Origin of the sequence: Mycobacterium sp. UM_CSW (genome assembly GCF_000455205.1) — a bacterium.
GTDB lineage: Bacteria > Actinomycetota > Actinomycetes > Mycobacteriales > Mycobacteriaceae > Mycobacterium.
The window spans coordinates 55,228-72,585 of the sequence record NZ_AUWQ01000035.1 but is presented as its reverse complement, the minus strand read 5'-3'; the positions used below and the strand labels follow the sequence as shown (position 1 = coordinate 72,585).

Here is a 17,358-nt window from a genome sequence, read left to right as displayed (position 1 = left end):
CCGTAGCCCTATCGCGGCTGCGTTCTAACCTGCTGCTAGAAACTCGTCGAAACGTTCCGCTAGCCGTTCTTTGGAGGGTCGATCAGCACGTCGCTTGGGCAATGTGATCAAGCGCTGGTTCATTTCCTGCAGACCATGTAGAAGCATCGGGCCGTCAACTTCGCTCATAAGCTCATCTCTAATTTGGACGGTGTAGTCAGGCGAAATGCCCAGCAGGTTTGCGTCGTAGGCCGCATGGTGGATCTTGCACAAGCTCAGTCCGTTTTCCACCGACGGAATACCGTGCGGTTTATCGTCACCGACGATGTGCGCGGCGTCGAGCAGTCTGCCGTGTCTGAGTTTGCATATGGTGCACTGCTGTCGGTACGCAAGCATGATTCGCCCTCGAAATTCGGGCTGGTGCAGCCGCTGCTTGATCGAACGCTGCGCATACTCACGCTCGACCGGATCGAGATGGAGGGGATCGGCTACCGACCTGAAGCTTTCGTCGAAAGCGATTAAGAATCGTCGGTTGGCTCCATCATCCTTGATGACATACGCCGGGAAAACTGGTACGTACACGGTGGCTCGGATCTTGCGCAGCAGGATGATCGGGAGCCCCAGCTCGACTGCTCGCCGCAACTTCCGGTTGTCTCCATCGTTGCTGCCTTTCCTGTAGTCATATGCAAGAAGCCCATTACCAATTTGAGTGTCCGAGTATGGGCCGTCAGGGCTTGATACAACCGAAAGCGTCGCGAGCATGTCCTTGGGGTTTCTGATGCCGCGGCCTTGATCAATGAGTCGATACGTGTCATCTCCGACCTGCAGAGATTCGAGTTCGGATCTCATGACAACACCGTTTTCAGCGATAAGTTCGGCCAATCGGTCGAAGATGAGTCGACGCAGATGCAGCTCGACTTCGCTATCCATGGTCGGAGTTTGTCATAGAACGTACTCGCAAAGGGCCGGTTTGCAACGCCCTTGTCGCGCTGACGGTTGGTAGAGTCCGCTCGACAAGGCGTGGAATGACCAAGCGGATGGTGAGGAAGTGCGCGTTCTTAACTGGAACATCAGCCACGGCGGCGGTTCGCGGGTCCAAGCAATCTGCCAACACATCGAAGATGTCCACCCAGACTTGTTGGCCCTCACCGAGTTTCAGACGCGAAACGAAACATTGCTGCGCGCCCATCTGCAGCGTCTTGGCTACCCGTTTATCGCGACGTCGAACCCAACGGGCCATCAGAATGGTCTACTCGCAGCTTCGAAGTGGCAGATCGACCATACTGATGATCAGCACTCTCCCGACATCGATCGCGAACGGTGGCTCGCTGTTTGCCTCAATGCGTTCGACCTGGACGTGCTTATTCTGCACATCCCGGGTACTCCGGACCACAAGTTCCAGGATGGGTACGGGATCTCGGGCGCTAGGCGCAAAGAGTTGCTCTGGGAAAGCACTATCAACTATGCAGTCGCCCGCAAGGATCGGAGGGCAATCATCATGGGCGACTTCAACACCGGATTTCGGATCGATACCGAAGGTGAAATGTTTGCGATGTCGAACTACATGACAAAGCTAATTGACATCGGGTTCGTCGATGGGTGGCGCCACCTTCACGGCCAGGCCCGTGAGTACACGTGGTATTCGAAAAGAAAAGACAAGGCAACAGGGAAGTCCCAAGACCTCAACGGATTTCGGTTGGACTACATCTTCCTATCCCCAGCACTACAGCACGCGATAATGGATGCCTCGATACTACACAAGCCCCGAACGGCCGGGGTGTCAGACCACGCCAGTGTGGTCGCGAACATAGGTCTATCAGAAAGAGTTGCTGGCTCTGAGATTGGCCTACAACGTGAATTGACAACAAGCAGTGCGGAACCCAGCGGAGCCGAGATCGGCGAAACCATGGGCGAGGGAGGTTGGCCGGCGGGCACGGAGGTCGCCATAAATGGGAAGTTCCTCGTACACTTCGACCTCGCGCCCGGAAGTCTCTGTGACATGAAGTGCGGCCTCAACGGCGAAGGGTTCGTGCAGGACTTCCGCCCCACGTATGTCACTGCGGAGTGGGCTGGCTCTGTGCTCAAGGAAGTTCAGATCTGGGGACCCCGCATTCTCCGAGACGGATCGCTTGGCAAGCGCATCCTCGATCATCAATGGAGGAGGCCTGTCGCAGATGGCGGAGTCAAGTACAGCGAATTGCCGCCGTCAGTCGCCGCGCAGCTCAGGTCACACATCGCTCGGAAAGGGGTCGATGCACCACCGCAATAAACCCTAGAGGCACACCGGTCGTATCCGACATATGGCTTTGGTCAGAGGGCCTGGATCTGCCAGCCCGTACCTCCGCTAGCCTGACGTGGGACAAGTCCACAAGGGGCATCGATGAGCGAAACAGCCGAGACGCCCATCGGGGTAACCGGTCTGCACCCCGTCGGGCGCGGGGTGGATCGCCCGGAACACATTGTGGTGGCGGGTGGTGGTCGGGTGTTCGCATCCGACAAGGGCTCGGCTGTCGCAGAACTCGTTGATGAGGACACCGTTCGGCGAATCGGGCAGGCGGGCGGCGAGCCGAACGGAATTGCGCTCGACAGCAACGGCCACTTCCTGATCGCCAATTGGGGCTTGGGTGTGCTGCACGATCTCGACCCGCAGACCGGCGCGATCACGGCGGTCTTAAGCGAGCAACTCGATGGACGTCCGCTGCGGTGGCTCAACATTGTTCTGGTGGATTCCGTTGGGGCGTTGTGGTGTTCGGTGAGCACTATGACAGATGATCTTATGGATACCATCGCGCGCGGCACCGCCGATGGTTTCATCTTTCGGGTCGCGCCGGATCGCCAATCGGCGCACGTGGTCGCCAACGGGGTGAGCTTCCCAAACTGCATGGCGCTGGACCGCGCTGAGGATTACCTGTATGCGGTCCGCACGCTGACCGCGGACGTGGTCCGATTCCCGATCCAAGGCGAAACACTCGGCCCCCAAGAGCGGTTCGGCCCGGCGCTGGGGGACCGGCGCCCCGACGAGTTCGGTCCCGACCAGGCCCGGCTCATGGCCGACCCGCAAACAGCACGCCGGTGGGGGATGGCCGACGGATGCGCGTTCGACGCCGACGGAAACCTCTGGGTGACACTCGTTCTAGCCAACAGGATCGTGGCGATCAGCCCGGACGGCCAGGCGACAACCGTGATCGAAGACCCCGATGGCGAGTTGTTGAGCGGCCCGACCAGCATCGCCTGGGGTGGGCAGGACATGCGCGACATCTACATCGGCTCGATCACGACCTCCTACGTGCTCAAGGGAAGAAGCTCGGTACCTGGCCAGCCGCTAGTTCACCAACGCTAGCCGCCCGATGGACCGGGCCGCATAAAGTCGGGCAGCGCCTGACCCGGGTCCGAAGGGATCATCGACTCCGGCAGCCCCCACAGCTGTCGAATCGTCGCACCGCCGTCGACGACGAGCGTCTGACCGGTGATGCGGGCGGCCAGCTCGGAGGATAGGAACAACGCGGCGTTGGCGATGTCGTGGGCGCGGGGCGCCGCCAGTGGGTTAATTCCGTTGACGGCGTACTCGTTTGGCGGCTGGTCCTCGTTGCCGGTGCCCACATTGCCCGGCGCGACCGCGTTGGCGCGAATGCCGTACCGCCCCAGCTCGTCGGCGAAGGTCTTGACCAGCGAGATGACGCCGGCCTTGGCGGCGCCGTAGGCGGCGTGGTAGGCCGCCGCCGCGATGCCGTCGACCGAGGCGATCGCCACCAACGATCCACCGGTGCGCTGGGCGATCATGTGCTTAGAGACGGCTTGAAATAGGTAGTAGACCTGGGTCAGGTTGTAATGGATTGTCGCGTCCCACATTTGGGTGGTGAAGTCCTCGACCTTCGACCACGTCGCACCGCCGATGATGTCGACGCAGACGTCCACACCGCCCAGCGCCGCGACAGCGTCGTCGATCGCCCGACCGACCTGCACGACGTCGGTCATATCGGCGACGATCGGGACGGCAGTGCCTCCCCGGCCGACGATTTCGTCGGCAATCCCTTTCGCGCGCTGCTCGTCGATGTCGATGCAGGCCACCGTCGCGCCCGCCGCGGCGAGGGCCAGCGACGTGAACCAGCCATGGCCCGCGCGCTCCGGGATGTACCCCGCGCCCGACACCACGGCGCGCTTGCCGGACAGCCCCAAATCGATCACGTCCGACCTCCATTGCGCCCCAACGAGTCAGCCAGTGCTGGCCGACGGTCGTACTGGGGCAGTATCGAGACGGCGTCGACCGCTGTCAATGACGCCCAACGAGCCCGACCCGCCAGCAAGCCGTTTATGCCGGCCGCTCGTCAGCGGATCGTCGCATCGGCTCCCAGCGTCCTTCCGGTTGCGCGAGGCGGTCGGCGATCACGTAGAGGGTTTCGAGGTTGTGGCCGTATCCGAAATGGCTGCTATGGACTTCGATGTTTTCGGTCCGCGGCGCGGGCAGGCTGGTGCAGCACCGCCAGGCCACGATCCCGTCGGTCTTGCTGTAGATGCAGGTGGTTGGCACCGTCAACGGCTGCTCGCGCCTGATGCGGGCGGCTTCCGAGACGGCCGCGGTGGCGCTCGCACCCCGGTTGAGCAGCTGCCACATGCGCCAGGCGTGGGTGGCCCGGTGATCGCCGCGGAACGGGGAACCCAACGTGATCACCGAACGCACATCATCGGGGAATGCGCGCGCCAACTCGCGGGCATAGATGCCGCCCGCACTCCAGCCGATGACGCTGACCCGCCGTCCGTGGCGCGACCGCAGCTGGTGAAGACGCGCCGGCAGCTGCTCTTTCATGCTGGGCCGGTACCCCAGGTTGACACCGAGGCGCCAGTCGTGAGCGTGATATCCCAGCTCGCGCAGCACACCGCGCAGGAACTGAGTTGATCGCGCACCGGCCAGAAACCCCGGAAGTACCAGCACCGGGTGTCCGTCGCCGTGGGGCCAACGGGCGATCACGTCACGGGAAAGCTGCGCCACCAGATATTCGGGGATGGCGCGCAGTTCTAGCGCACGCAGCCAGCTGCCTGGCGCCGTCGCGCCAACGGCATCAGGCACGCCATTGGCTTTGGGGCTGCCCACTCGATCAGAAACAGAGGGCATAGGTGGTGTCTCCTTACTGCACAAAACTTGCCGGCGCGTCACGACCAGCATCGCACTCACACACCTGGATCGTCACCAAGCTCGATGACAAGTCTCGACGGCTGCCAAAGATGGCTCAATGCGCCGCCGGCATTGACGCCGAGCCGCTGTCGGTCTGACATTGAGAGTCGTTGAAGTCGCCGATATCTGGCTCGCCATCGGTGACATTGCCCCGGAATGGACTCGCGACGTGTGCGCCCAAACCAACCAGCCCTCGGCCGACGGCAGCCAGGGCGCGGCCCGTCGTGCTGCCAACCGCCCCGATGGTGGCGAAGGCGGCGTCGAACACGCTCGGGATGTGGAAGTCCTCCCAGGTGTCGACCTGGTGGTGGCGCGCCTCGGCGAAACGGTCGAGCTCGTCGCGCAGTGCGCAGCGCTGTCTGGCCAGCTCTCGCACCGCCCGGAACCGGAAGCCGTCGAGCACCGCCGGCTTGGCGAACCGGTCGAGGACCTCCGTCGCACGCCCGTAGATGTCGACGTCTTCGCGAAGATGATGGTCGACGAGCTCGCGGGCTTCGTCGATCGCGCGCAGCAGCTGCTCGGGTTGCGTCGCCTCGATGCGCGCGAGGTTCAGCCGCTGCCATTTGTGCAGCGCCCCTTCGGCGATCACCAACAGGCTCAGGGTTTCCCCAAGCCGGTTGTCGCTGACCGCGTTTCGCAGCTTCTCGGCGCGGTGCTGCACGCCCAGGGTGTGATCGAACGACGCAACGACGCGCCGGACATGGTTCCGCAGTTGCTCGACGGTGACGTTGAGCGCCGGGCCCAGCGCGGCCACCGAATCCCAGTACGCGTCGGGGAGCGACCCATATTTCTCCAGCGAGTCGACCATCCGCGAAATCGTCAGGCTGTTGCCCAGCACGTCGCCGGCGCGCTGGGCCCGGGCGACCTCGAGCACCGATTCGACCTTGTCCTCCACGCGCCGGACGGCCTCTTCCACCTGCGCAACAGCGGACGTCAACGCCATCTGCACCGCGATCAGCTGCGCCGACGCGATCGCTTCCGGGCCGAGCAGCGCCGGTCGCCACTGCAGGGGCGCGAAGAACTCAGCGTTCGTCACTACCCGAAAGACGCCGTCGCTCAACGGAACGAGGTTGCCGTCCTGCAACGCGTCGAGGCTCTCGCGGTGCAGCTGGACGTACTTGCCGGAGTCGGCCAGCAGCGAGGCCAGCCCGGCCAGCGAGCCGCCGTCGATCCCGGCGACTCGCATCGCCTGCCCGGCGGCCGCGCGCAGCCGTGCCAGGTAGGACTCGACGGCGGCGGCGTCACCGCCGACCAGCAGGGCCTCGTCATGCAACGACACCACGACCTCGTCGGTGTCGGTCATCTCGGATGTGCTCACGGGGCACCCCCAAAGATCCGTCGGCGCGCAAGCAAGCAGGCCGAGATGGGCGGCTAGAGAGTGCGGACGTTACACCGGGGTGTCCCCTCGAACTCTCGCTTCGCTGCCTATTCAGGAGGAATTCATCGGGTACGTGAAGTGGTTCCAGTAACCGCCAGACCCCGGCAAATTGAGGGCTGTCCGCCCAGCTGCGGATGTGGAACCATTTGGCAAATGAAAGACGACGATCCCGAAAAGCGGATCCGCGAGTTGGAACGCGAGCTTGCCGACGTCAACCGGCCCCCGCAAAGCCCGCCCCCGTACACGGGGGGCGAGACGTACACGGAGAACCCGCCGTACACGGGCGGCGCGACCTACAGCGCCCCGACCTACAGCAGCGGCCCCAGCTACAGCAGCGGCCCGACCTATACGAGTGGCGGGCCATTCCCTTGGGGCGCCCCGCAGCCGCGGCGCAGGTCCTACCCCTGGTACCTCGTCCTCGTTCTGCTGGCGGTCGTGGTGCCGATCATCATCAGCCTGGTGATGATGTTCACCAGGTCGTCGATAAGTAGTTCGATCTCGAGAGGCGGCGCCGGCAGGACGACGTCCAGCGGTCCCACCGCGGTGCCATGGGGCGGCGAGCTGCGCGTGAGCGACAACTCGCAGGCCAGGACGATCTCCTGCAACAACGGCAAGCTCACGCTGGCCGCGTACGACAGCAAGTACGTGATCACCGGCCACTGCGCCAGCCTCACCGTGGGCGGCTACGACAACAACGTCACCGTCGACAACTCCGACGCCATCGAGTCGACCGGATACAGCAACGTGGTCCGCGTCGACACCTGTAACGACGGCAACCTGAAGATCTCGAGCTACGGCAACGAATTCAACGTCACCGGCCACTGCGCCGGCCTCGCGATCTCGAGCTACAACAACAAGGTCAACCTCGACAGCGTCGACGCCATCACCGTCTCCGGATACAGCAACAACGTCACCTATCACACGGGCACGCCGAAGATCACGAATTCGGGCTACGACAACAACATTCAGCGGGGCTGAACCGGCGACCCCGTAGGTGATCGGCGGAATTGATAGCGCATGCGCTATCAATTGCTGGAGGCGCCACAGGAGCCGCTGAATAGCGACGGCTCCTGAAATCGGACCCACGCCGCCCCGCGACGACGCGGAGGCGTAGCGTCTGAGAACGAGCCGTTTCGTTGTCAGCGGTGCTCTCCGCGGCATCCACAGGCAATGCGATTCCTCCGTCGCCCCAGCGCCCGGGGCGGTCGACGCCGACCGTGAAGGAACTGCCTGTGGAAACCGCAACTAATCACGCGGTACCGATGCACCTCCTCCGGGGCCGGCACGGAACCAACCCGATACGGGTGTGCGTGGCGCGCGAATTGGGCCACGACATCGACGGCGCGTGGTGGCCGCGGGTCGACCGGATCGCGAACGAGCTGCCCTCCCTGGTCGCGGTGCTGACCCCGCTGCTCGGGGACATCAAATCCATCAACGTCAACTGGTCACCGCTGCAACGGCCGCCCGACCTGAACTGGCCGGGATGGGAGCACAAGCGCCAGCACGTGATGACGATCAACGGCTGGGACGCCTGTGCGAAGCTCCTGGTGGTCCCGTACGCGACCAACTCCGCGCTCGCCCAGATGGTGCTGCGCCTGGCCGCCGATCTGCCCATCGACTGCGCCGACCGCAACAAGCGTGCGTTCGTGACCGCCGGCTGCGTCCTCTCTGCTGCGCAACGGCAATGTGACCAGGCAGCGCCAACCGCGTAGATAACAGAGCAGGCGCTCTGTTATGCTGCCGGGGTGCCCCGCCCACGCGTCCACGACCAGGATCGGATCCTCGATGCCGCGGAGCTGCTGGCGGCCCAGTCCGGGCCCGCCGCCGTCACCATCCGCGCGATCAGCGACGCGACCGGCGTGTCCAACGGCGCGCTGTACCACACGTTCGGCTCCCGCGCGGGCCTGGTGGGCCGCGCCTGGCTGCGGGCCGGGCACCGATTCCTCAGCGCGCAAGGCGAATTGATCGACGCTGCCCTCGACGGCGACGCCGCCGAAGCGGTGGTGGCGGCGGCCGAGGCGCCGGCGGTGTTCGCCGAACAGTTTCCGCACTCCTCTCAGCTGATCCTGACCGTGCGCCGCGACGAGCTGCTGGGCCCCGAGACGCCGGCCGACATCGCCGCGCAGCTGCGCGACCTGGACCGGCTGCTGGTCGAGGCGATGATCCGACTGGCCCGCGCCCTGTGGGACCGCAAGGACGCCGCGGCCGTCGACGTCATCACCATGTGCATCGTCGACCTGCCCACCGCAATCCTCTTGGAACGCAAACGAATCCACGATCCAGACGCGCGGGAACGCCTGCGCGCCGCGGTCCGCGCCGTGCTGGCCGTGGGCCCACCGCCGTTGCGGCGCAGAAGCACAGAAAGGAACAGGAAATGACACCGACACTGGCCTGGGACGACAAGATTGCCGTCGTCGACCTCGGCGAGGACGAAAACCGGTTCTCGCCGGAGTTTCTCGACGCCATCAACGCCCACCTTGACGAAATCGAAAATGCCGGCGCCCAGGGCTTGGTCACCACCGGGCGCGGCAAGTTCTACACCAACGGGCTGGACCTGGACTGGCTTTCCGCCCACGCCGAGCAGACCCAGTCCTATGTCGGACGGGTGCAGGCCCTGCTGGCCCGCGTCCTAACCTTCCCGACGCCGACCGCCGCCGCCATCACCGGGCACGCGTTCGGCGCCGGCGCCATGCTCGCGATGGCCCACGACCTGCGCGTGATGCGCGCCGACCGGGGCTACTTCTGCTTTCCCGAGGTCGACATCCGGATCCCGTTCACCGACGGCATGGCGGCGCTGATCCAGGCCAAGCTCACCCCGCAGGCCGCGATCGCGTCGATGACCACCGGGCGACGCTTCGGCGGGACCGAGGCCGTCGAGTTCGGCATCGTCGACGCCGCCGCGGGCGAGGGCGAGGTGACCGCCGCGGCCACCGACCTGTTGCGCCCGCTGTCCGGCAAGGACCCCGGCACGCTCGGCGCGATCAAGCAGACCATGTTCCGCACCGCGGCGCAGGCGCTGACCAACGCCTGAAATCTATTCGCCGGCGAACCGCTCCCACGCGGACTGGCGCGTAATGCCCAGCGTCTGGCCGATTTTCGCCCAGGTGACCCCGCGCCGGCGCAGCTCGCTCACCCACGAGCGCAGGTCGGCCTCGACCCGCTGGGCCACCACCGCCATGCGGGGGATGTGGTCGAGCATCTGCTGATCGCTCCACGACTCCCAGATCGGCATCCGAAGCTCGTTCGGCTTGCCCCGGTACTCGTCGATGATGGCCTGCGACAGGTCGATGCACTCGTTGCAGATCTGCACGCCCGGTCCGGCCACCAGCTTGTCGACCTCGGTGTTGGACTTGCCGCAGAACGAACACCAGATCTGGGCGGTCTGCTTGGTGGGGCTCATCGGGACTCCCTGGTTGTCAGGCTATGCCTGACACACTACGGCGTCAGGGCCGCCCTGACAAGAGGCGTGGGCTGGTGCTCAGGTGTCGTGGCCGGCGGTCAGCGACTGATGTGTTCCAGCAGGTGCTTGGACCAGGTGTCGGGCGACTCCAGTGGGCTGAAATGGCCACAGTTGTCGAGGAATTCGAGGGTGAAGTCCGCGTAGAAGTCATCCAGGGTGTCGCTCCATGTCTGCGGAAACAACGGATCCTGGTCGGGCCACAAGATGGTCACGGGCGTGGAGAACCTGTCTTCGCGGGCCGGTGTTGTCTCGTTGGCGTAGTAGGTGATGGGGTTTCCCTCAGCGTTGCGGAACCACAGAACGCCGGCCAGGAAGGCTCCGGGTGCGGAGTGGTTCGCGGTCAAGTGGTCCAGGAGGTCGTCGACGACGGTCGATCCGGGTGCCGACCAGTTCACCAGGTTTTCCTTGAGTGCCGCGCGGACGGCGTCGGGCTTCCCGTCGATGATTTCCTCGACCAGTTCGGATTTGTAGAAGATGGCGTGCACGAACGCGTTCACCGCGTCCTCTTCGAGAATCCGTCTCCCTACCCCCATGGTGGGCGGTGCGATTACCAGCGATCGCACCAGATCGGGCCGGGTGGCCGCGATCGTCTGGGCGGTGAAGCTGCCGATGTCGTACCCGCCCAGCACGGCGTTGCTGATACCCAGTTCTTCGAGCAGTGCGATGACGCTGCCGACCTGGCGATTGAGTGCGTAGGCGGTCGGGTCTTCCAGGTGCTTGTCCGACTTGCCGTACCCGCGCAAGTCGATGACGGTGATGTCCGCCCGTGCCTTGAGCTGGGGGACGACCCTGGAGTACTCCGTGTGGTCGCCGGGATTGCCGTGGATCAGGACGATCGGGACACCCTGCCCGCAGCGCTCGTAGTAGAGCTTGAACCCGTCGTGTTCGGTTGAGTAGGGCACGGAGCTTCTCCTTCCTGAAACTCACACCAGCGTTGTTCGATCGCCTGCGTGACGGTGTCGCCGCGAAAAGGGTTTACCCGGAGACTGTTTCGACTCCCTTCGGTGATGCTAATAGCCCAGTTTGTCAGCCGGAGTTGCTGGCCGATCGCGGCGGTTGTCAATCTTTGCTGCATCGAGACGGGGTGCGGCCGAGACAGGTTGTTACTATCGCGCGGGTGGGTGCCCCGGGGTCCGTTTCACGGCGCGACGTGTTGAGATACGCCGCGGTCGCACCGGCGCTCGTCGGGGTCGCGCTGGCGGACGCGCCACAGGCACGCGCCGGCATCGCAGGGATGGGCGTCTTCCTCGACCCGGGCCACAACGCCGTCAACGACGCCTCGATCAGCCAGCAGGTTCCGAACGGCCGCGGGGGCACCAAGGAATGCCAGACGTCGGGCGCCGCCGCCGACGACGGCTACCCCGAGCACGCGTTCACCTGGGCGGTGGTGGGACTCATCAGCGGTCAACTCAACTCGATGGGGGTCCACACGCAGCTGTCGCGCGCCGACGACAACTCCGTCGGCCCCTGCGTCGATGCACGCGCGGCGGCCGCGAACGCGATGCACCCCGACGCGATCGTGAGCATCCACGCCGACGGCGGCCCCGCCTCCGGCTCGGGATTCCACGTGAACTACTCCAGCCCGCCCCTGAACGACGTCCAGGCCGGCCCGGCCGTCCAGCTCGCGCGCACGATGCGGGATGCCCTGGTGCAGGCGGGCTTTCACCCGTCCACCTACGCCGGCGCGGACGGCCTCTACGGCCGCGCCGACCTCGCCGGGCTCAACCTGGCCCAATACCCGGCCGTCCTGATCGAGCTGGGCAACATGAAGAACCCGGACGAGGCCGCGCGGATGCAAACCCCCGACGGCCAGGCGAAGTACGCCGCCGCCGTCACGGCGGGGATCGTCGCGTTCCTGAACGCCAAAGGCCCCGCCTAACGGCTCAGGTGCCGAAGCCTCCGCTGGGCGCCCCCGGCGTCGCCGCGTTGCCGCCGAGATGGCTGGCCGCGAACGCCGCGCCCTTGTCGATCATCTCCCCGTCGGAGGCGTAGGTGTTGTGCGCCGCGAAGTTCATCCCGTCCGAGCAGACCGGGTCCTCCGGCGCGCACACCTTGATGGTCTTCGCCTGATACAGCGGGCCGATGGCGACCGGGGGCTGGTTGAGGAAATTCATCGCGCGGACGTTCGGCATGCCGAAGAGCACCACCGACGAGACGTGGTCGGCCACGGCGGGGTCCATCGGTTTCGGCACGGTCGCGGGGTCGACCCCGTCCGGTACCGCCGACGAGGTGACGAAGCCCATGACGGCCGCGCCCTGGGAGTAGCCGCCCAGCACCATCTTGGTGTTCGGGCAGGTCTTCGCCATGTCCTCGACGTGAAAGCCGGCGTCCTTGATGCCGTCGAGGCCGGTGGCCCATTCATTGCTGGCGGGGTAGTTGACGGGGTAGACGTCGAGCGAGCGTCCGCCGATGCGCGAGCGCAGGTTGTCGACGAACGCCTGGCCGGTCGGCCCGACGCCGGGGTCCTCGCCGGTGCCGCGGGCGAAGACCACCTGGACGTCCGGACATTGGGCCAAGGCTACGGGGATGGCGGGCGCGACAACGGTGGCGCCAATGCCCGACACCGCCGCTGCCGCGGAAACAGCGAAGCGAGTGAAGTGACGTGCGATCATGCCAAAATTTTGCCCAGTTGAGCAGGGCCCCAAACCTGGGAATTTGCTTGAACTTTCATGAAATTTCTCTGGTAACGCAACCCCGTCAGACGTCGAGGAATTGGTTCACCGCCTGGACACATTCCGTGGGGCGATCGCGCACGAGCCAGTGCCCGCAACGCTCGAGGACCCGCACCTGTCCGTCCTGGACGAGCCGCGAGGCCCGAATCGAATCGGCCACCGGCACAAGCCTGTCGTCGCGCCCGGCCAGTATCAGCGTCCTGGCCGTGATGCGCGGCAGCTTGGACACCAGCGACAGTCCCTCCGGTCCTGCGCCGAATGCCCATCGTTGCGTGGCGGCGAACGCTTCGCCCGCATGCGGGAGCTTGCCGCTGATGATGACCGCGTCGATCAAGTCGTCGGACAGCGCCGAGGCGTTCTTCATGCCGAGGCTGGCGTGCAACTGCGCGCGAACAAGCCCGCGACCCAGGCTCACCGCGAGCTTGTTCATTCGCTTTCCCAGGCCTGGATGGTGGGCGACCCACTCGGCGGTGCGCATGAACTTGAACTTCTCGGTGATGCCGCCGGGATTGATCGCGACGACGCGGCGCACCATATCGGGGTGGGTGATGGCCAGCTCGAGCGTGATCCAACCCCCGAGCGACAACCCGCCGAGGTCGACCCGATCGAAGCCGTAGGCGCGAATCAGGTCGGCGACCCAGTCGCCGTACCACGGGATGGAGAACGACGACTCCGGGAACTCGGTTTCGCCGTATCCCGGGAGGTCGGGAGCGATGACGCGCCGGCGCTCGCCGAGCGCAACCAGCGCCGAACCAAACGACACCAGCGCCGAGTCGAGGCCACCGCCGTGCAGCAGGATCAGCGGGGTGACGTCGTTGTGGGGATCGACCTCGAAGACCCGGGTGCGGATTCCCTGAACGACGACGTCGCGCTTCTCGACCCCGGCGGGGACGGGCAGGGCCTTCATCAGTAGACCAGCTGGGCGACAGTGGTTACGACGATGAGCACCAGCACGGCGGTCCCGATGCCGTACACCTGCCGGCGCGGGGTGACCTTTGGCGGCAGTGGTTGCCGCTGCAGCGTGCGCTGGCGTTGCGCCGCGATCAGGTAGGTGCCCAGCGCGACGACGGCGGCGAGAAGGGCGGGGACCAACTGCCACGGCCCGACGGGGCCGTGCAGGTTCCTGATCATCAGCAGCGCGCCGTTGGCCAGGAACGCGAAAGCCGTTCGCGTCCACGCTAGTACCGTGCGATCGGCCGGTTCGTTGGGCGGGGCTGTCGCCGTCGAGTCACTCAACCCATGACCGCCTTGGCGATCACCAGCCCGATCGCGACCAGCCCCACCACGCTGAGGCCCACCGCGAGGTAGGCCGGGGTGGGATGGCGGGGTAGCGGATCGCCGTGGCGCATGGCGACGTCCGCCTGCCGCCAGCGCACCAGACCCATTCCGCTGGTGAGGGTTGCCAGCACCGCGAGCCCGACGCCGAGCGCGCGCCGGGCCCCGGGCACGGTCAACTCGGGAACCAGCTGCACCAGCGCGACCGCCGCGGCGAGCAGCCCCAGCGCGGTGCGCTGCCAGGCCAGGAAGGTTCGCTCGTTGGCGAAGGTGAAGCGGTAGTCGGGCTCGCGCTCGTCAGGTTCGGCCACGGACTACCCGCCTCGGCATGGATGGTCAAGCGTTTCGACGTGGCAGATTTTAGCCTGCATGATGAGGCTTGTGGTCAAGGCGCTGTTGTTCGACGTGCAGGGCACGGCGACGGATTTTCACTCGACCGTCTGCGACGAGGCGGCGCGGATCAGCGCGGGCCGGCACCCGGGCGCGGACTGGGGCGACTTTGTGCGGCGTTGGCGCGCAGGCTACTTCGCGGCCTTGGACGGCGCGCAGGGGAGTGGCTGGGTGTCCGTGCACTCGGTGTATCGGCGCGCTTTGGATGCCGTCCTGGACGACGGCGGCATCGCGGGCTTCTCGGACGCCGAACGCGAGGAGCTCACCCTGGCCTGGCAGCGGCTGAGGCCGTGGCCGGACGTGGTGCCGGGGCTGACGCGGTTGAAGCGCTTGTACACGCTGGCCACCCTGTCGAACGCCGACGTGTCAGCGGTGGTCAACATCTCCAAGCGCGCGGGCCTGCCCTGGGACGCGATCTTCGCCGCCGAGATGGCCGGGGTGTTCAAGCCGGACCCGGCGATTTATCGCATGGCCGCGACCTATCTCGGCCTGCAGCCCGCCGAGATCATGATGGTGGCCAGCCACAAGTACGACATCCGCGCGGCGGCCGGGCTGGGTTTTGCGACGGCCTTCGTCGCGCGCCCGTTGGAGTTCGGGGCCGACGGCGACGCCGACGTGGCCTACTCCGACGAGTTCGACGTCAACGCGGCCGACTTCCTGGACCTGGCAGCACAACTGGGCTGTTAGCGGCCGGTCTATGCGGAAGTCAGTGCGGGGTCCGGCTTTTCCGAGGACATGGACAGGAAGCCGCGCACGCAGCGCGCGGCGAGCAACCAGTTGCCCGGCTTCTTCATGTCCAGCCCGCCCAGCAGCTGCTTGATCATGGTCAGCGTGTCGAAGTAAATGCGTTCGCAGACAAGCGTTTCGGTGTCGTCGAATACGAAGTAGGCGTTCATCCGGACCCGGAAGCGGCTGCCGGTGGGCGGGACCTTGCCGAGGTATCCGCGGTGGGTGCCCATCAGCCAGAACTCGACGATCACCGCGTCGGCGCTGTGCCGCAGCGCGATGATCTCGTGGTCCTGGTCGGGGAACGCGGTTCTCGTATAGACGTAGTAGCCGCGCACCGCCTCGTCGCCGTCGTGGACGATCATCTGCGGGATCAGCTCGTAGCGCGGGTGTGGGAAGGTCGCCAGCACGTCGTCCCAGGCCTGGCGGACCTCGTCGTGAAAGTGGTCGAGCACCAGCTTCTCGCGGGCGGCCAGCACGTCGGGGGAGGGAAACGCGGGAATGGTCACGCGGTTCACGATAAACCCGCGAGCAGACGCGGAATCGCACTCCGCGACGCGAAATTGTGCGATTCTGTGTCTGCTCGCGAGGAAAAGGAGAGGGACGTCAGCGTGGTGGGGTCCAGGCGACCGGCAACCTCTTGATGCCATGGATGAATTGCGAGAGCAGCCTGGCGGGTTCGTAGACCGCGACCATGTCGGGGATCTCGCGGCGCAATTCGTCGAAGACGACCCTGATCTCGCGGCGGGCGAGGTTGGCGCCCAAGCAGAAATGGGCGCCGCCGCCGCCGAAGCCGAGATGCGGGTTGGGATCGCGGGCCACGTCGAACATCCACGGGTTGGCGAACTTTGACTCGTCGCGGTTGGCCGAGTTGTACCACAGCGCGGCCTTGTCGCCGGCCGCCAACTTGACGCCGCTCAGCTCGGTGTCGCGGGTTACGGTGCGCCGCATGTAGACCACCGGGGACGCCCACCGCACGATCTCCTCGACGGCGGTGGGGGCCAGGCCTTCGTAGTTGGCCCACCACTTCTCGCGCTCGTCGGGGTAGCGCGACAGCGCCAACACCCCGTGGCTGATCGCGTTGCGCGTCGTCTCGTTGCCCGCGACGACCAGCAGGATGAAGAACGACGCGATCTCCTGCGACGTCAGCCGCTCGCCGTCGACCTCGGCCTCCACCAGGCTCGTCGTCAGGTCGTCGTGGTGGTTGACGCGGCGATCCTCGGCCAGCGCGGCGGCATAGGCGCCGATGTCCATCGAAACCTGCGTGAACTCCCCGAAATCGGTCGACAGGTCGGGATCGCCGAACCCGAGAATGACGTTGGTCCAATGGAATACGCGCTGATGGTCCTCCTCGGGGATGCCCATCATGTCGCAGATGATCTGCAGCGGCAGCGGCCCGGCGAGCTCGCTGACCAGATCGGCCTCGCCGTCGGGATGATTGGCGATCAGCGACGACACCAGCCGGTGCGCCCGCTCGCGCACCGAGGCCTCGATGCGGGCCACCACCTTCGGGGTGAACGCGCGGCTGACGATCGAGCGCAGCCGCTGATGTCGGGGATCGTCCGTCACGATCATCGAGCCGAAATACTCGGCCAACTCCGGCATCTGGTCGCCGATCGTGATGCCGCCGGCGGAGCTGAAGATGTCCGGATGGCGGCTGGCGTAGTGCACGTCCTCGTGCTTGGTCAGCGCCCAATACCCGTTTCCGGCCTCGAACCCCTCATACTCGACCGCCGGCCAGAACGAGAGCGGCGCCTCGCGGCGCAGCGTGGCGAAGGCGCCGTCGCGGTAGTCGTCGTCGTACCCCCAGAACTCGAACGACTCGAGATGAATGTCGGCCAGCGGGATCTCGGGCGGCGGCGCGCCGTTCGCGCGAGTCGCGATGCCTGTCTTGAGTGACACGGTTGGGCCGCTATCAGTGCGTACACACGGTTCTGGCCGGCGTCCCCGTCGTAGCCGTCGCGTCGCTGACGACATTGCCGTCGAGCTTGATCTTGCACGAGATGGGACCCGGCCCCTGGGCGCTGATCACGAACACCTCGCCGCCGTAACCGGTGAATTGCGTCGACCAGGGCAGCTTGGCGTTCACGGCGTGCAGCTGACCGTTGTCGGTTTGATACGAGATGTATTCGGCGACGGCCGGGCCGCTCACCTCGTAGGTGACCCTGGGGTTTTCGGGCCCGGCGTTCGCAACGCCGCACCCGGATGCGAGCCCGACGCCGATCGCGAACAGGATCGACGGCCCGCGCAGATGACTGGTCATGGTTTCACATCGTGTACCACAAACATCGCCTGGTCTAGATGCCGA

At 65.7% G+C, this 17,358-nt stretch carries 21 protein-coding genes; 8 read left to right on the top strand and 13 right to left on the bottom strand.

Annotated features, from left to right (window positions below; genetic code table 11):
* Positions 1-24: 24 nt before the first annotated feature.
* Positions 25-909: an HNH endonuclease gene (locus N415_RS30705; RefSeq protein WP_081665250.1), complete on the bottom strand. Its 885-nt coding sequence runs from the start codon at positions 907-909 to the stop codon at positions 25-27.
* Positions 910-1,027: 118 nt separating this feature from the next.
* Here N415_RS30705 and N415_RS14310 point away from each other — a divergent pair, with 118 nt between their 5' ends.
* Both N415_RS14310 and N415_RS14305 read left to right on the top strand, forming a co-directional pair.
* On the top strand, positions 1,028-2,248 hold the full coding sequence (locus N415_RS14310) for an endonuclease/exonuclease/phosphatase family protein (protein ID WP_239645550.1): 1,221 nt from the start codon (positions 1,028-1,030) through the stop codon (positions 2,246-2,248).
* A 111-nt stretch (positions 2,249-2,359) separates the two neighbouring features.
* Complete coding sequence (locus N415_RS14305; RefSeq protein ID WP_081665249.1) at positions 2,360-3,319, top strand: SMP-30/gluconolactonase/LRE family protein; 960 nt, start codon at positions 2,360-2,362, stop codon at positions 3,317-3,319.
* Here N415_RS14305 and N415_RS14300 read toward each other — a convergent pair.
* The 3 genes from N415_RS14300 to N415_RS14290 form a co-directional block, all read right to left on the bottom strand.
* On the bottom strand, positions 3,316-4,164 hold the full coding sequence (locus N415_RS14300; protein WP_068182678.1) for an SDR family oxidoreductase: 849 nt from the start codon (positions 4,162-4,164) through the stop codon (positions 3,316-3,318). The genes N415_RS14305 and N415_RS14300 overlap by 4 nt on opposite strands.
* A gap of 124 nt (positions 4,165-4,288) precedes the next feature.
* A complete protein-coding gene (locus N415_RS14295; protein WP_204366825.1) occupies positions 4,289-5,089 on the bottom strand; it encodes an alpha/beta hydrolase in 801 nt (266 codons plus the stop codon).
* Between the two features lie 115 nt (positions 5,090-5,204).
* A complete protein-coding gene (locus N415_RS14290) occupies positions 5,205-6,452 on the bottom strand; it encodes a hypothetical protein (protein WP_068182672.1) in 1,248 nt (415 codons plus the stop codon).
* 228 nt (positions 6,453-6,680) lie between these two features.
* On the opposite strand from N415_RS14290, the gene N415_RS14285 reads away from it, so the two are divergent.
* The 4 genes from N415_RS14285 to N415_RS14270 all read left to right on the top strand — a co-directional run bounded on the left by N415_RS14285 (position 6,681) and on the right by N415_RS14270 (position 9,558).
* Positions 6,681-7,505 (top strand): DUF3060 domain-containing protein, encoded by an 825-nt coding sequence (locus tag N415_RS14285; RefSeq protein ID WP_068182670.1) that lies wholly within the window; start codon positions 6,681-6,683, stop codon positions 7,503-7,505.
* A gap of 284 nt (positions 7,506-7,789) precedes the next feature.
* Entirely contained in the window at positions 7,790-8,239 is a 450-nt protein-coding gene (locus tag N415_RS14280) for a DUF5994 family protein (RefSeq protein WP_068182668.1), read from the top strand.
* 33 nt (positions 8,240-8,272) lie between these two features.
* Positions 8,273-8,905, top strand: coding sequence for a TetR/AcrR family transcriptional regulator (locus tag N415_RS14275; RefSeq protein ID WP_068182667.1), 633 nt, complete (start codon positions 8,273-8,275; stop codon positions 8,903-8,905).
* Positions 8,902-9,558: an enoyl-CoA hydratase-related protein gene (locus N415_RS14270; protein ID WP_068182665.1), complete on the top strand. Its 657-nt coding sequence runs from the start codon at positions 8,902-8,904 to the stop codon at positions 9,556-9,558. Before N415_RS14275 ends, N415_RS14270 begins: the two co-directional genes overlap by 4 nt.
* 3 nt (positions 9,559-9,561) lie before the next feature.
* On the opposite strand, the gene N415_RS33230 is transcribed toward N415_RS14270, so the two are convergent.
* Both N415_RS33230 and N415_RS14260 read right to left on the bottom strand, forming a co-directional pair.
* Entirely contained in the window at positions 9,562-9,927 is a 366-nt protein-coding gene (locus tag N415_RS33230) for a ClpX C4-type zinc finger protein (RefSeq protein ID WP_068182661.1), read from the bottom strand.
* 98 nt (positions 9,928-10,025) lie between these two features.
* Positions 10,026-10,889, bottom strand: a complete 864-nt coding sequence (locus N415_RS14260; protein WP_068182658.1) for an alpha/beta hydrolase — start codon at positions 10,887-10,889, stop codon at positions 10,026-10,028.
* A 215-nt stretch (positions 10,890-11,104) separates the two neighbouring features.
* On the opposite strand from N415_RS14260, the gene N415_RS14255 reads away from it, so the two are divergent.
* On the top strand, positions 11,105-11,866 hold the full coding sequence (locus N415_RS14255) for an Rv3717 family N-acetylmuramoyl-L-alanine amidase (protein ID WP_068182655.1): 762 nt from the start codon (positions 11,105-11,107) through the stop codon (positions 11,864-11,866).
* 4 nt (positions 11,867-11,870) lie between these two features.
* Here the strand turns inward: N415_RS14255 and N415_RS14250 are convergent, their stop codons facing one another.
* From N415_RS14250 to N415_RS14235, 4 genes are all read right to left on the bottom strand, one after another.
* Positions 11,871-12,599: a cutinase family protein gene (locus N415_RS14250; RefSeq protein WP_068182652.1), complete on the bottom strand. Its 729-nt coding sequence runs from the start codon at positions 12,597-12,599 to the stop codon at positions 11,871-11,873.
* Between the two features lie 85 nt (positions 12,600-12,684).
* Positions 12,685-13,566 (bottom strand): alpha/beta hydrolase, encoded by an 882-nt coding sequence (locus N415_RS14245; protein ID WP_068182649.1) that lies wholly within the window; start codon positions 13,564-13,566, stop codon positions 12,685-12,687.
* Positions 13,566-13,895 carry a DUF202 domain-containing protein gene (locus tag N415_RS14240; protein ID WP_068182647.1) on the bottom strand — a complete coding sequence of 110 codons (330 nt, stop codon included), beginning with the start codon at positions 13,893-13,895 and terminating at the stop codon, positions 13,566-13,568. Before N415_RS14240 ends, N415_RS14245 begins: the two co-directional genes overlap by 1 nt.
* On the bottom strand, positions 13,892-14,245 hold the full coding sequence (locus tag N415_RS14235) for a DUF202 domain-containing protein (RefSeq protein WP_068182645.1): 354 nt from the start codon (positions 14,243-14,245) through the stop codon (positions 13,892-13,894). Before N415_RS14235 ends, N415_RS14240 begins: the two co-directional genes overlap by 4 nt.
* A gap of 58 nt (positions 14,246-14,303) precedes the next feature.
* On the opposite strand from N415_RS14235, the gene N415_RS14230 reads away from it, so the two are divergent.
* Positions 14,304-15,011, top strand: coding sequence for a haloacid dehalogenase type II (locus N415_RS14230; RefSeq protein WP_081665247.1), 708 nt, complete (start codon positions 14,304-14,306; stop codon positions 15,009-15,011).
* An 8-nt stretch (positions 15,012-15,019) separates the two neighbouring features.
* Here the strand turns inward: N415_RS14230 and N415_RS14225 are convergent, their stop codons facing one another.
* The 3 genes from N415_RS14225 to N415_RS14215 all read right to left on the bottom strand — a co-directional run bounded on the left by N415_RS14225 (position 15,020) and on the right by N415_RS14215 (position 17,313).
* Complete coding sequence (locus tag N415_RS14225) at positions 15,020-15,559, bottom strand: ester cyclase (RefSeq protein ID WP_068182643.1); 540 nt, start codon at positions 15,557-15,559, stop codon at positions 15,020-15,022.
* Positions 15,560-15,656: 97 nt separating this feature from the next.
* Positions 15,657-16,952 (bottom strand): cytochrome P450, encoded by a 1,296-nt coding sequence (locus N415_RS14220; protein WP_068182641.1) that lies wholly within the window; start codon positions 16,950-16,952, stop codon positions 15,657-15,659.
* A 13-nt stretch (positions 16,953-16,965) separates the two neighbouring features.
* Positions 16,966-17,313 carry an MmpS family transport accessory protein gene (locus N415_RS14215; protein WP_068182639.1) on the bottom strand — a complete coding sequence of 116 codons (348 nt, stop codon included), beginning with the start codon at positions 17,311-17,313 and terminating at the stop codon, positions 16,966-16,968.
* Positions 17,314-17,358: the final 45 nt, after the last annotated feature.

Excerpts from the sequence above, each read along its gene's own strand:
- N415_RS14270 (WP_068182665.1), top strand. The coding sequence starts at position 8,902 with ATGACACCGACACTGGCCTGGGACGACAAGATTGCCGTCGTCGACCTC.
- N415_RS14245 (WP_068182649.1), bottom strand. The coding sequence starts at position 13,566 with ATGAAGGCCCTGCCCGTCCCCGCCGGGGTCGAGAAGCGCGACGTCGTC.
- N415_RS14285 (WP_068182670.1), top strand. The coding sequence starts at position 6,681 with ATGAAAGACGACGATCCCGAAAAGCGGATCCGCGAGTTGGAACGCGAG.
- N415_RS30705 (WP_081665250.1), bottom strand. The coding sequence starts at position 909 with ATGGATAGCGAAGTCGAGCTGCATCTGCGTCGACTCATCTTCGACCGA.
- N415_RS14250 (WP_068182652.1), bottom strand. The coding sequence starts at position 12,599 with ATGATCGCACGTCACTTCACTCGCTTCGCTGTTTCCGCGGCAGCGGCG.
- N415_RS33230 (WP_068182661.1), bottom strand. The coding sequence starts at position 9,927 with ATGAGCCCCACCAAGCAGACCGCCCAGATCTGGTGTTCGTTCTGCGGC.
- N415_RS14290 (WP_068182672.1), bottom strand. The coding sequence starts at position 6,452 with ATGACCGACACCGACGAGGTCGTGGTGTCGTTGCATGACGAGGCCCTG.
- N415_RS14305 (WP_081665249.1), top strand. The coding sequence starts at position 2,360 with ATGAGCGAAACAGCCGAGACGCCCATCGGGGTAACCGGTCTGCACCCC.
- N415_RS14230 (WP_081665247.1), top strand. The coding sequence starts at position 14,304 with ATGATGAGGCTTGTGGTCAAGGCGCTGTTGTTCGACGTGCAGGGCACG.
- N415_RS14215 (WP_068182639.1), bottom strand. The coding sequence starts at position 17,313 with ATGACCAGTCATCTGCGCGGGCCGTCGATCCTGTTCGCGATCGGCGTC.
- N415_RS14280 (WP_068182668.1), top strand. The coding sequence starts at position 7,790 with ATGCACCTCCTCCGGGGCCGGCACGGAACCAACCCGATACGGGTGTGC.
- N415_RS14295 (WP_204366825.1), bottom strand. The coding sequence starts at position 5,089 with ATGCCCTCTGTTTCTGATCGAGTGGGCAGCCCCAAAGCCAATGGCGTG.